The organism is Streptomyces sp. NPDC054841, assembly GCF_053611045.1.
This window is the reverse complement of the sequence record NZ_JBSGZO010000006.1, coordinates 20,508-33,447: the sequence shown is the minus strand read 5'-3', so window position 1 is coordinate 33,447 and position 12,940 is coordinate 20,508. Positions and strand designations below refer to the sequence as shown.

Here is a 12,940-nt window from a genome sequence, read left to right as displayed (position 1 = left end):
GACTGGGAGCTGAGGCATGGAACTCCACGACGTCTGGTTCGTACTCATCGCCGTCCTCTGGACCGGCTACTTCTTCCTCGAGGGCTTCGACTTCGGGGTCGGCGTTCTGACGAAGCTGCTCGCCCGTGACCGGGTCGAGAAGCGCGTCCTGATCAACACCATCGGTCCTGTCTGGGACGGCAACGAGGTGTGGCTGCTGACGGCGGGCGGTGCGACGTTCGCAGCGTTCCCCGAGTGGTACGCCACGCTCTTCTCCGGCTTCTACCTGCCGCTGCTGATCATCCTGGTCTGTCTGATCGTGCGCGGTGTCGCGTTCGAGTACCGGGCGAAGCGGCCTGAGGAACGGTGGCAGCGCAACTGGGAGGAGGCGATCTTCTGGACCTCGCTGGTGCCGGCGGTGCTGTGGGGTGTGGCCTTCGGGAACATCGTGCGCGGCGTGAAGATCGACGCGGAGATGGAGTACGTCGGCACCTTCGGCGACCTGCTCAATCCGTACGCGATCCTCGGCGGACTGGTGACGCTGTTCCTGTTCACCTTCCACGGGACGGTGTTCGCAGCGCTGAAGACCGTCGGGGACATCCGCGGTCGGGCGCGGAAGCTGGCGCTGACGCTGGGGCTGGTCACCGCTGTGCTGGCGCTCGGCTTCCTGAGCTGGACCCAGGCGGACAAGGGTGACGGGACCAGCCTGGCCGCGATGATCGTCGCCGTGGTGGCACTCGTCGGCGCGATCGTGGCGAACCAGGCGGGCCGCGAAGGGTGGTCGTTCGCACTGTCGGGCGTCACGATCGTGGCCGTGGTCGCGATGCTCTTCCTGACGCTCTTCCCCAACGTCATGCCGTCGTCGCTCAATGAGGAGTGGAGCCTGACGGTGACGAATGCCTCGTCGAGCCCGTACACGCTGAAGATCATGACGTGGTGTGCGGCGATCGCTACACCCGTGGTGCTGCTGTACCAGGGGTGGACGTACTGGGTGTTCCGGAAGCGGATCGGTACGCAGCACATCGCCGACTCGCACTGAGTTCCGTAGGGACCGCCGAGTCCCCTGACTGAGGGATGTTTCACGTGAAACCCGTCGACCCGCGTCTGCTTCGGTACGCCAGGGCCACCCGCCTCTTCATGGCGGCCGTGGTGGCTCTTGGTCTTGCCGGGGCGGCGCTGGTCGTCGCCCAGGCGATGCTCATTGCCGAGGTCGTCGTGGGGGCGTTCCAGCGAGGGCTGGACGCCTCCGAGCTGCGGACCCCGCTGATGCTGCTGGCGGCGGTCGCGGCGGGTCGGGGGCTGGTGGCCTGGCTGACCGAACTGGCGGCGTACCGGGCGAGTGCGGCGGTCAAGTCCGAGCTGCGGATGAGGCTGCTGGACCGGGCTTCGCGGCTGGGCCCGGGATGGCTGAGCGGACAGCGGAGCGGTTCACTGGCCGCCCTGGCCACGCGAGGCGTGGACGCACTCGACGACTACTTCGCCCGGTATCTGCCGCAGCTCGGACTTGCGGTTGTGGTCCCGGTGGCGGTCCTCGCGCGCATCGTGACCGAGGACTGGGTGTCGGCGGCGATCATCGTGGTGACCCTGCCGCTGATTCCGGTCTTCATGGTGCTGATCGGCTGGGCCACCGAGGCCCGGATGGACCGTCAGTGGAAGCTGCTGTCACGGCTGTCGGGGCACTTTCTGGATGTGGTCGCGGGGCTGCCGACGCTCAAGGTCTTCGGGCGGGCGAAGGCGCAGGCCGAGTCGATCCGGACGATCACATCGGAGTACCGGCGCGCGACGCTGAAGACGCTGCGGATCGCGTTTCTCTCGTCGTTCGCGCTGGAGTTGCTGTCGACGCTGTCGGTGGCGCTGGTGGCGGTCGGCATCGGGATGCGGCTCGTCCACGGCGATCTTGATCTCTACACCGGCCTCGTGGTGCTGATCCTCGCGCCCGAGGCGTATCTGCCGATCCGGCAGGTCGGGGCGCAGTATCACGCGGCGGCGGAGGGGCTGTCGGCAGCGGAGGAGATCTTCGCGGTACTGGAAGCGCCGGTCCGCACAGGCGGCATGGCGGCGGTGCCGGGCGCGCGTGGAATCCGGCTGGAGCTGGATTCCGTGACCGTACGGCATGAGGGGCGGTCCGAGCCCTCGCTGGACGCGGCCTCTCTCGTGGTGGAGAACGGTGAGACCGTCGCGCTGGTCGGGCCGAGCGGGGTAGGGAAGTCGACGCTGCTGGATGTGGTGCTGGGGTTCGCGCCGCCGGACGAGGGGGCCGTGCGGGTTGGGAGCGCCGGTGAGGCCCCTGTGGACCTGGCCTCCGTGGACCTTGAGGAATGGCGCCGGCACATTGCCTGGGTGCCACAGCGGCCGTATCTCTTCGCCGGAACGGTCGCGGAGAACGTGCGGCTCGCACGTCCGCACGCGGATGACGCACACGTCGCGGCGGCGCTGAGGGACGCGGGGGCGTACGACTTCGTGGCCGGGCTGCCGCAGGGGACGGACACGGTCCTGGGCGAGGACGGCGAGGGGTTGTCCGCCGGGCAGCGCCAACGGCTTGCGCTCGCCCGGGCCTTCCTCGCGGACCGGCCGCTTCTGCTGCTCGACGAACCCACGGCCGCGCTGGACGGTGAGACCGAGGCGGGCATCGTGGACGCGGTGCGGCGGCTGGCGCGGGGGCGGACGGTGCTGCTCGTCGTCCACCGGCCGGCGCTGTTGTCGCTGGCGGACCGGGTGGTGGAGCTTCGACCCGCCGTCGAGGGGGGAATCCCGGGTTCTCCCAGCCCTTCCGGGTGGCCGCAGCCGTCGTCTGCGCCGAGCGGTCCGCAGGTCGCACCTGCGGGGGATGATGCGGGTGCGGTCCCGGGTGCGGGCCCAAGTGCCGCCGCACTGAGGCATGCGGACGAGGGCACTCGTCTCGGGGCACTGGCGCGGGTACGGGCGATGGCGGGGTCGTTGCGGGGGCAGCTCATTGTGGGGCTGGTGCTCGGGAGCCTGGCGCTCGGATCGGCCGTGGGGCTCATGGCGGTTTCCGGGTGGCTCATTTCGCGGGCGTCGGAGCAGCCGCCGGTGCTGTATCTGATGGTGGCCGTGACGGCGACGCGGGCCTTCGGGATCGGGCGGGCCGTGTTCCGGTATGCCGAGCGGCTCGTGTCGCACGACGCCGTGCTGCGGATGCTCGCCGATCTGCGGGTCGGCGTGTACCGGCGGCTGGAGCGGATCGCGCCGGCCGGGCTGCGCCGCACCCGCCGGGGTGACCTGCTGTCGCGGCTCGTCGCGGATGTCGACGCACTCCAGGACTACTGGCTGCGATGGCTGCTGCCCGCGGGGGCCGCGGTCGTCGTCGGGGCGGGTTCGGTCGGGTTCACTGCCTGGCTCCTGCCGGAGGCCGGTGCGGTACTGGCCGTCGGGCTGCTCGTCGCCGGGGTGGCCGTGCCGACGGTCAGCGGGGCGTGCGCGCGGAATGCCGAGCGGCGGCTCGCCCCCGCCCGCGGTGTGCTCGCCACCCGGGTCGTCGATCTGCTCCGCGGTACGGCCGAGCTGACCGTCGCCGGGGCGCTGAAGGACCGGATGGCCGCGGTACGGAATGCCGATCACGGACTGACCCGGATCGCGTCGCGCGCAGCGACCGCCACCGCGCTCGGCGGCGGGCTGTCCGCCGTGGCCTGTGGACTGACCGTCGCCTTCGCCGCGTACGCGGGCGTCTTGGCCGTGCACGCGGGCCGGATCGAGGGTGTTGAGCTCGCCGTCGTCGTGCTGACGCCGCTCGCCGCGTTCGAGGCGGTCACCGGGCTTCCGCTCGCCGTTCAGTACCGGCAGCGGGTGAAGCGGAGCGCCGAGCGGGTCTTCGAGGTGATCAACGCTCCCGCACCGGTGCACGAGCCGTCGGCGCCGGCCCCGGCGCCCGCGTCCGCGTTCCCGCTGGAGGTCCGTGGGCTCGCGGCTCGCCACGCGGACCAGGAGCGGGACGCGCTCACCGGGTTCGACCTGACGCTCACGGCGGGCCAGCGGATCGCGGTGGTCGGCGCCTCCGGTTCGGGCAAGACCACCCTCGCCCAGGTGCTGTTGCGCTTCCTGGACGCGCGGGCCGGGACGTACACGATCGGCGGAGCGGACGCGGCGGCGCTGGACGGGGACACCGTGCGGCAGTTCGTCGGGCTCTGCGCACAGGACGCCCACCTCTTCGACAGCTCCATCCGCGAGAACCTCCGGCTCGCCCGTACCGGAGCGTCCGAGGACGAACTGCGTGCAGCGCTCGCCGCCGCCCGGCTGCTGGAGTGGGCCGACGGCCTGCCGGACGGCCTCGACACGCATGTCGGCGAGCACGGCGCCCAGCTCTCCGGGGGCCAGCGCCAGCGCCTCGCCCTGGCCCGTGCGCTCCTTGCCGACTTCCCCGTACTGCTGCTCGACGAGCCGGCCGAGCACCTCGACCAGGCGACGGCGGATGCGCTCACCGCGGATCTGCTGACCGCCACCGAGGGCCGTACGACGGTGCTGATCACCCACCGGCTCCGGGGGCTCGAGGCGGTCGACGAGGTGCTGGTTCTTGACGACGGCCGGACCGTACAGCGCGGCTCCTACGCCGAGCTTGCCGAGGCGGAGGGCCCGCTGCGCCGCATGCTGGAGCGCGAGCGGGCCGCTGATCTCCTGGAAGCCGGCTCAGGGAGCTGACTTTCCATGCCAAATAGGGCTTACTGCTCTCGGGTGCATGACAGCGCCCGGAACGAAGGGTCCCGCGGGCTCCGGAGATCCTGAGGATCCGAAGGACCGCCTCGAAGCCGTGACACGGGCGACCCGAAGCCTCCAGGACCGGATCGTCCGTGACCTTCATGACCTGGTGATCCAGCGGCTGTTCGCCACCGGGATGATGCTGGAGAGCGCGTCGCGCCAATCGCCGGCGCCCGCCGGTGCGCGCCGGGGATCTGGGAAGCCCCGCTCCAGCCGCAGGCTGCCGCGCCCGCAGCGCCCGCCGCCACCACGGGACGGGAACCGACGGAGTTCTGAGCGGAGCCGGGGATCTGATGCGGCGTCGGGGATCTGATGCGGCGTCCGGGGGCTGATGCGGTCGCCGGGGATCTGACGCCGCGTCGGGACCTCCGCCTTTTCCGGGCAGAGGCCTCCGCCCCCTCCGGGCAGACTGGGCCGGATGGCGGCACGAAAACAGCGAAATGTAGCACACCGGACATATCCGATGTGACGATCCGAGCATGCGACACGAACAAAACCACTTCCAGCGGAGCCTGTTCATGCCGTTGCTGTGCGTGCTGCTGGCCTCCTTCACCCTGCTGCCCGCGTCGCCGGCCATGGCGAGCGACGGGCCGAGCGTCAGCGCCCAGGTGGCCCGGCTGTACCAGGAGGCGGCGCAGGCCACCCAGGCGTACGAGCGGGGCCGGCGCGCCGCGGCCGCCGAGCGGGTACGAGTCGACCAGCTCGAGGAGGAGTTGGCGGACGTGCGGTACGAGCTCGAGGGGATCCGCGACGAGATCGGTGTGGTGGCTCGAGCCCAGTACCGCAGTGGCGGTTCGCTCCCGCTCTCCGTTCAGCTGCTGCTCGCCGACGACCCGGACGCGATGCTGAGTGGGGGTCAGGTCGCCTGGAAGGCGGAGATGGCCGTGAACCAGCTGATGGGCGAGGCGGAGAAGGCCGAGCGCCGGACCGCCGCGGTGGAGGAGAAGGCCCGCGAGGCCTGGGAACGCCTGGATGCGCGCACCGCGGAGCTGGCGCGGATCAAGCGGGGCATCGAGACCAAGCTGGAGTCGGCGCAGTGGACGCTGCAGGCGCAGGCGAACCGCAGTGCGGCCGCCGGGCAGTGTGCGGGCGCGGTCCGGCTCAGCCAGCCGGAGCCACCGCGTGGGCCGTCCTGGGTGGCGCCGGTCGAGCACTACACACTGTCGGCCGGTTTCAACAGCTCGGGCACGCATTGGGCGAGCAGGCACACGGGGCAGGACTTCGCCGTCGGCATCGGCACACCGGTGCGGACGGTCGGCGAGGGACGGGTGGTCTCCGTCTCCTGCGGCGGTGGCTTCGGCATGCAGGTCGTCGTCCAGCACGTCGACGGCTGGTACACGCAATATGCGCACCTCGCCGCGGTCACGGTCGACCAGGGGGACTGGGTCCGTACCGGTGAGTGGGTCGGTCAGACCGGCACCACCGGCAACTCGACGGGACCGCACCTGCATTTCGAGGCGCGGCTCACGCCGTATCTGGGGTCCGGGGTGGATCCGGTGGGCTGGCTGAGGGACCGCGGTGTCTGGCTGTAGCAGTGGCGGTGGGCGGTGGGCGGTGGGCAGTGAGCAGTGGGTCTGGGGCCGGCGCCGTCAGGCTCGGCCCGCCAGGCCGTGGACCCGATCAGCCGTGGACCCGATCCAAAGGACAGGACCTAGGCCCGGCGCGCGGCCAGGATCTGCTCGATGACGACCGCTACGCCGTCCTCGTTGTTCGCGACGGTCCGGCCGGACGCGGCGGCGATGACGTCCGGGTGGGCGTTGCCCATCGCGTACGACGTGCCTGCCCAGGTCAGCATCGCCACATCGTTGGGCATGTCCCCGAACGCGACGACCTCGTCCGCCGAGATTCCGCGCTCGGCGCAGCACAGGGCGAGCGTGGAGGCCTTGGAGACGCCGAGACCGCTCACCTCCAGCAGCGCGCTCGGGCTGGAGCGGGTGATTGTCGCGATTTCGCCGGCGGCCGTGCGAGCCAGGGTGAGGAAACCGTCGGGGGTCAGTTCCGCGTGGTGGGCGAGCAGCTTGAGCACCGGGGTGCCGGAACCCGGCTCCTCCTCGTGAAGCAGCTTCTCGGCGGTGGCGACGGTGGCGCCCGGGTCGAGGTGGAACGGCGGGTAGGCCGGCTCGTAGTGGATGCCCGTGGCGGTCTCGACCGCGAACGACGTGCCGGGTGCCGCTTCCCGCAGCCTTTCCACGACATCGAGCGCGGTCCCGCGCTCCAGCGGGCGGACCTCCAGCAGCTCCCCGCCGGCGTGCAGATCGACGACCGCCGCCCCGTTGGCGCAGATCGCCAGGCCGTGGCCGTGGACATGGTCGCTGACGACGTCCATCCAGCGGGCCGGGCGGCCGGTGACGAAGAAGACCTCGATCCCTGCCTCCTCGGCGGCGGCGAGCGCCGCGACGGTGCGGTCGGAGACCGACTTGTCGTCGCGCAGCAGCGTGCCGTCGAGGTCGGTGGCGATCAGCCGGACAGTGGCGGGGAGCGGCAGAGGATCGTTAGCTGAGGTCACGCACGCATTCTTCCGTACCGCCCGCACGGCCGTGCGGGCGGGCGCACATTTGAGTACGGGCCACCCGGCCGCTCAGCGCAGCTGCGCCAGGCCCTCCGTCGCGATCTGCTCGAAGACCTTCTCGTCGGCGGCGAAGACCGAGTCGGCGACGGGCCAGTGGATGACGATCTCGGTGAAGCCGAGCTCGGCGTGCCGGCCGGCGAAGTCCACGAACGCGTCCACGGACTCCAGCGGGCGGCCCAGCCGGGGGGCGGCGGTGGCCGGGTTGAAGTCGGGGGTGAATCCGGTGAGCAGGATCTTGTCGAGTTCCGCCGCATCCCGGCCGGCGTCAGCGCAGGCCTTGCCCAGTTTTGTGAGCTGTCCTGCGACGGCCTCGACCGACTGCTCAGGGGTACCCGCCTCGTACAGCTTCGGGTCGCCCGTCGTCACCCAAGCCTGTCCGTACTGGGCGGCGAGCTTCAGCCCGCGAGGGCCGGTGGCGGCGACGGCGAAGGGGAGCCGGGGCCGCTGGACGCAGCCGGGCACGTTCCGCGCCTCGGTCGCCGAGTAGAAGGTTCCTTCGTACGTCGTCCCGGCCGGCTCGCGCAGCAGCTTGTCCAGCAGGGGTACGAACTCGCCGAAGCGGTCCGCGCGCTCGCGCGGGGTCCAGGGCTCCTCGTCGCTCTTCAGCAGCGTGGTCGCGTCGAAGCCGTTGCCGCCCGCGCCGATGCCGAGGGTGATCCGGCCGTCGGAGATGTCGTCGAGGGTGATCAGTTCCTTGGCGAGGGTGACCGGGTGCCGGAAGTTCGGCGAGGTCACCAGGGTGCCCAGACGCAGCCTGTCGGTGGCCGCGGCGGCGGCCGTCAGGGTGGGCACGGCTCCGAACCACGGACCGTCACGGAAGGTCCGCCAGGCCAGGTGGTCGTAGGTGTAGGCGGCGTGGAAACCAAGCTCCTCGGCGCGCTGCCAGAGTGCCCGGCCCCCCTCGTTCCAGCGGTGCACGGGAAGGATCACGGTGCTCAGGCGCAGAGGAGACGTCATGCCCTCCAGCGTACGGTGGTCCTGTCACCGGCCTCGCCGCTGTGCGCATCAGCCGGGGTATGTGCAGGTCAGCAGCAGTGTGCCGCGGTCGTCCGCTGAATCCGGAGATCAGGCGGGGTCGGCCGGGGGCCGGTGCGGGGTCAGGCGGGGTCAGCCGGGAAGCGCAGGAACTCCGGCGGGACCGCATCCGCGAGCCAGACGCCATTGGCGCTGACATGGAACACATGGCCCGCACGGTGCATCGCTCCCGCGTCCACGGAGAGGACGACGGGACGGCCGCGGCGTGCGCCGACGCGGGTCGCGGTCTCCCGGTCGGGCGAGAGGTGGACATGGTGGCGGGCCATCGGGCGCAGTCCTTCGGCGCGGATCGCGTCCAGGCTGCGGGCGACGGTGCCGTGGTAGAGATACGCGGGCGGCTCGGCGGGCGGCAGGTCCAGGTCGACGTCGACGGTGTGGCCCTGGTTGGCGCGGATCCGCGGGCCGTCGATCGTGAAGCGCCGCTTGTCGTTGACGGCGACGACGTGGTCCAGCTCGGCCCGGGTGAACCGGAAGCCGTGCGCGGTCGCGGCCCGCATCAGCTCGTCGATCTCGACCCAGCCGTTCGCGTCCAGAGTGAGCCCGATCTGCTCCGGCTGATGACGCAGATGTCTCGACAGGTACTTCGACACCTTGACGGTGCGCTGTTCGTTCATGCCGTCAGAGTCCCGTGGAAGGTCGGTGTGCCGCCACGCGATTTTCATCCGGACGACAGTGATCGAAATGTTTGGTCCACAGCCAAGTGCGGTTATCCACAGGGGAATTGGCGCCTCTGTGGACAACGGCCTGGCGATTTAATTCTTTTGATCAACTTCACCATGTTCAGGGTGAATTGCGGTAAGTGCGTCCAATGTCCGTGCATGAACCTCCCGTTCGGTCGCGGCCGTGATGAATGCCGCGGCGTTCTCCGGGCCAACCAGGCGCTGTACGGCCCGGATTGTCCCGGCGGGCAGCGCCACGGATCGGGGTTCGGCGCCCTGCGGCACCGGACCCTCCGCGCTCAGGTGGTGCTGAAGGTGCCGGGTCGCGAACAGCCGCATCGCCCGGGCCAGTTCGGCATCGACCGTCTGCTGTGCGAGCGGCCTGAGTCGGCGCACCATCGCCGCAGCCTCTGCCGCGTCCGCCTCTGTCGGCGGCCGATGTCCGAGATAGCGGGCGAAGACATGCTCGGTGGTGAACTCCAGGAAACGAGAGGCGATGTGCTCCACCTGGCCTCGAAGTTCCCTCAGATGACCGGAGATAGCGAGCAGTGGAACGCCCGCCGCATACAACTCGGCGGCCACGGCCAGCTCCTGGGGGCTCGGAACGAGGAACTCGTCGTCCCGGCCGGGGATGCGCTCCAGGACTCCGAGCTCCACCGCCTCGGCGATGGCGTCCTCGTCGGGCTTCCCCCCGAAGGTCTCGTCCAGGTCCGCGCGACTGATCCTGTCCGCCTCCTCGTCCGTCCACGGACCCTGGACCTCGGCGACGAGACCGAGCACCCCGCCGAGCCCTCGCCCCGCGTCCCAGGCCTCCAGCAATTCCTTGATCGAGGCCAGTGTGTACCCCCGGTCGAGGAGGTCGGCGATCTGCCGCAGCCGGGCCAGGTGCGAGTCCCCGTACACATTGGCCCGGCCGCGCCGCTCCGGCTTGGGCAGCAGCCCGCGGTCCTGGTAGGCACGGATCGTCCGGACCGTGGCGCCGCTGTGATGCGCGAGGTCCTCGATCCGGTACTCGACTGCCTGATCCCCGGACACGATCACTCCCTACTGCCCGATGGCGGCGCGGCCCACCGCTCCCGCCGCCGCACGGGCCGCCGGCGGTGTCGCGAGATACTCGACGGCCTTGCGCAGCGAACCCTCCTGCGAGGGATGGTACGACCGCCGGAAGCAGCGGGGTATCGCGGCGTCGAACGACACCCTGCGTCGCGGCGCGATCACATGGTGGTCGCTCACAGCGGCGGCTCCAGCCGGGCTATCGCGCGCAGCGCCTTGGGCGTGAAGCGGGACAGGAGCCGGGCGCCGTGGGCCTCCGGAGTCACCGGAACCACCGCCTGGTTCTTCACGACGGCGCGCAGGACCGCCTCGGCGACCTTCTCCGGCGGGTAGTTGCGCAGCCCGTACAGCCGGGAGGACTTCCGCTGCCGGCGCTGCTGCTCCTCCTCGGAGACGCCGGCGAAGCGCGCTGTCGCCGTGATGTTCGTGTTCACAATGCCCGGGCAGATCGCCGAGACCCCGATGCCCTGGCCGGCCAGTTCCGCCCGCAGGCATTCGCTGAGCATCAGCACCGCGGCCTTCGACGTCGAGTACGCGGGGAGTGCCTTGGAGGGCTGATAGGCGGCGGCGGAGGCCGTGTTGACGATATGGCCGCCCTGGCCGCGCTCGGCCATCTGCTTGCCGAAGATGCGGCAGCCGTGGATGACGCCCCACAGATTGACGTCGAGGACCCTGCGCCAGTCCTCGCTCGTCGTGTCGAAGAACGAGCCGGAGAGACCGATCCCGGCATTGTTGACCAGCACGTCCACGATGCCGTACTCGGTGGCGACCTTCTCTGCGAGCTTTTCCATGGCCTGCTCGTCGCTGACGTCCACCGTCTCGCCCCAGGCCGCCGGTGCGCCGATCAGCCGCGCCATCTCCGCGGTCCTCGCCGCGCCCTCCGCGTCCCGGTCCACGGCGACGACCCGCGCCCCCGCCTCGGCGAAGGCGAAGGCCGTTGCCCGCCCGATACCGCTGGCCGCGCCCGTCACCAGCACGAGCTGCCCGCCGAACCGCTCGGTGTACGGACCGGCGGCCGCGCTCGCGGGAGCCGGCCAGGCCGACCCGCCTTCCTCGTGCGCCGTCACGAACTCGGTGATCCAAACGGCCAGTTGGTCCGGGCGGGTGCGCGGAATCCAGTGCTTGGCGGGCAGTGTGCGGCGCACCAACTGAGGCGCCCACTGGGCCAGATCGTCGTAGAGCCGCTCGGAGAGGAAGGCGTCCCCGGTCGGTGTGATCAGCTGGACCGGTGCGTGGGCGTACGCGTCGGAGCGGGGCCGGCGCAGCCGGGCGCGGACGTTGTCGCGGTAGAGCCAGGCGCCGTTCGCCGCGTCGGAAGGCAGCGATGGTGTCGGGTAGTCGCCGGCCGGTACCTTTTCGACCCGCTCAAGGATCTTCGGCCACCTCTTGCCCAGCGGCCCGCGCCAGGCCAGCTCGGGCAGTACCGGCGTATGCAGCATGTACACGTACCAGGACTTGGCGCCCTGACCGAGGAGCTGACCGACACGGCGCGGAGTGGGCCGGCTCATGCGCTGCTTGATCCAGTGCCCGAAGTGGTCGAGGGAGGGCCCGGACATCGAGGTGAACGAGGCGATCCGGCCCTCTGTCCGCTTCACCGTGACGAACTCCCAGGACTGCACGGATCCCCAGTCGTGCCCGACCAGATGCACCGGACGGTCCGGGCTGACCGCGTCCGCGACCGCCAGGAAGTCGTCCGTCAGCTTCTCCAGGGTGAAACCGCCGCGCAGCGGCACCGGCGCTGTGGAGCGGCCGTGCCCCCGCACGTCGTACAGCACCACATGGAAGCGCTCCGCGAGCCGGGACGCGACCTCGGACCACACCTCCTTGCTGTCCGGGTAGCCGTGCACGAGCAGCACCGTCGGCTGCATCTCGTCACCGAGCTCCGCGACACACAGCTCGATCCCGCCTGTACGCACCCATCGCCGGCGCGCGCCCTCGATCCCCACCTTCACACCGCCTTCCGATTGTTCTCCCCCAGGGCCTTCGGCCTGGGGGTGCCCCCATCTCCGCCCGCTCGGCGCAGAGGCTCGGCCATCACTTCTGTCTGCGGCCCGGCGGCCTCGCGTGCGTCGCTCACGACCCCTCCTCGCTCCAGCGCCGCACATGCGGCAGATCGTCGTCCAGCCAGAACGCGCTCTGCTCCGGGTCCTTGGAGTCGGTGACGACCAGGATCTCCTCGAACTTCGCGCCCGTACCCCGGAAGCCGAGGTGCGGCTCGACCGCCCACAACCCCGGCTGGGGCGGGTGGTCGGAGAACTTGTACGGCGACCACAGCGGCGACCAGCCGTCCCGGTGGCCGTGCAGGGCGTCGCTCGCGAGCCCCTTCAGCGACTGGGTGCCGAACCCGAAGAGCGTCGGCGACCAGGGGCGCTCCTTGACCCGGTCGACCTTGTGGGCGATGACGCCGAAGGGGTACGCGCGATGCCGGTTGGCATACCCCTGCCGGACCATCAGCCGGTCGACGTCCTCATAGATCTCGCGGAGCGTGCGGCGCTCGCGCACCTCGCGCAGAATCAGCTCGCGGTGCGCCTGAAGATCGTCGAGCAGCTTGTCGTGCACGGGGTGGAGGCCCAGGCAGCCCGAATAGCCGATGTCGGCGGTGAAGCCCTTGTAGACCGGAGCCATGTCGAGGATGAAGGGCATCCCCGCCTCCAGCCTCCGGTTGGTCGGAAAGAACTGCAGCGGTATGCGGAAGTTGACGAACGCCGTACGGTCGCCGAACCAGGCGAAGGGGAGATGGAACCAGTCGCGCACGCCGCGCCCGCGCAGCCACTCCCGCTGCATCCGCGCCGCCTCACGCTCGGTCACCCCGGGCTTGAGCTGCGCCGCGACGGCCTCCGCGCACTCGTACGCCAGGCGCTGCACCTCCCGGAACCCCCGCAGGTCCGTCGCGAGTTCTGTGTTCACTGCTGAGGTCTTGCCGGCCATGCCACCG

The 12,940-nt window shown here is 70.8% G+C and carries 10 protein-coding genes and 2 pseudogenes; 4 read left to right on the top strand and 8 right to left on the bottom strand.

What is annotated here, in order from left to right:
• Nucleotides 1-16: 16 nt before the first annotated feature.
• The 4 genes and pseudogenes from cydB (at nt 17) to ACWGI8_RS01905 (ending at nt 6,221) form a co-directional block, all read left to right on the top strand.
• Nucleotides 17-1,018, top strand: a complete 1,002-nt coding sequence (gene cydB, locus ACWGI8_RS01920; protein WP_453657721.1) for a cytochrome d ubiquinol oxidase subunit II — start codon at nt 17-19, stop codon at nt 1,016-1,018.
• Nucleotides 1,019-1,062: 44 nt separating this feature from the next.
• Nucleotides 1,063-4,632 carry a thiol reductant ABC exporter subunit CydD gene (cydD, locus tag ACWGI8_RS01915; RefSeq protein WP_453657719.1) on the top strand — a complete coding sequence of 1,190 codons (3,570 nt, stop codon included), beginning with the start codon at nt 1,063-1,065 and terminating at the stop codon, nt 4,630-4,632.
• 133 nt (nt 4,633-4,765) lie between these two features.
• Nucleotides 4,766-4,891 (top strand): annotated as a pseudogene (locus ACWGI8_RS01910) (histidine kinase); the annotation flags it as partial.
• Between the two features lie 277 nt (nt 4,892-5,168).
• Complete coding sequence (locus ACWGI8_RS01905) at nt 5,169-6,221, top strand: murein hydrolase activator EnvC family protein (protein WP_453657717.1); 1,053 nt, start codon at nt 5,169-5,171, stop codon at nt 6,219-6,221.
• A gap of 119 nt (nt 6,222-6,340) precedes the next feature.
• On the opposite strand, the gene ACWGI8_RS01900 is transcribed toward ACWGI8_RS01905, so the two are convergent.
• The 8 genes and pseudogenes from ACWGI8_RS01900 to ACWGI8_RS01865 all read right to left on the bottom strand — a co-directional run bounded on the left by ACWGI8_RS01900 (nt 6,341) and on the right by ACWGI8_RS01865 (nt 12,933).
• Entirely contained in the window at nt 6,341-7,195 is an 855-nt protein-coding gene (locus tag ACWGI8_RS01900) for a Cof-type HAD-IIB family hydrolase (RefSeq protein WP_453657715.1), read from the bottom strand.
• Nucleotides 7,196-7,267: 72 nt separating this feature from the next.
• The gene (locus tag ACWGI8_RS01895; RefSeq protein WP_453657713.1) at nt 7,268-8,215 is read right to left on the bottom strand and encodes an LLM class flavin-dependent oxidoreductase; all 948 of its coding nucleotides are present in this window, start codon (nt 8,213-8,215) and stop codon (nt 7,268-7,270) included.
• Nucleotides 8,216-8,355: 140 nt separating this feature from the next.
• Nucleotides 8,356-8,907, bottom strand: a complete 552-nt coding sequence (locus tag ACWGI8_RS01890; protein ID WP_453657711.1) for an RNA 2'-phosphotransferase — start codon at nt 8,905-8,907, stop codon at nt 8,356-8,358.
• 138 nt (nt 8,908-9,045) lie between these two features.
• Nucleotides 9,046-9,987: a MerR family transcriptional regulator gene (locus ACWGI8_RS01885; RefSeq protein WP_453657709.1), complete on the bottom strand. Its 942-nt coding sequence runs from the start codon at nt 9,985-9,987 to the stop codon at nt 9,046-9,048.
• 9 nt (nt 9,988-9,996) lie between these two features.
• Nucleotides 9,997-10,137 (bottom strand): annotated as a pseudogene (locus ACWGI8_RS01880) (metal-dependent hydrolase); the annotation flags it as partial.
• 44 nt (nt 10,138-10,181) lie between these two features.
• A complete protein-coding gene (locus tag ACWGI8_RS01875; protein WP_453657707.1) occupies nt 10,182-11,951 on the bottom strand; it encodes an SDR family oxidoreductase in 1,770 nt (589 codons plus the stop codon).
• 2 nt (nt 11,952-11,953) lie between these two features.
• Nucleotides 11,954-12,082: a hypothetical protein gene (locus tag ACWGI8_RS01870; RefSeq protein ID WP_453657705.1), complete on the bottom strand. Its 129-nt coding sequence runs from the start codon at nt 12,080-12,082 to the stop codon at nt 11,954-11,956.
• On the bottom strand, nt 12,079-12,933 hold the full coding sequence (locus ACWGI8_RS01865) for a M24 family metallopeptidase (RefSeq protein ID WP_453657703.1): 855 nt from the start codon (nt 12,931-12,933) through the stop codon (nt 12,079-12,081). Before ACWGI8_RS01865 ends, ACWGI8_RS01870 begins: the two co-directional genes overlap by 4 nt.
• Between the last annotated feature and the right edge of the window lie 7 nt (nt 12,934-12,940).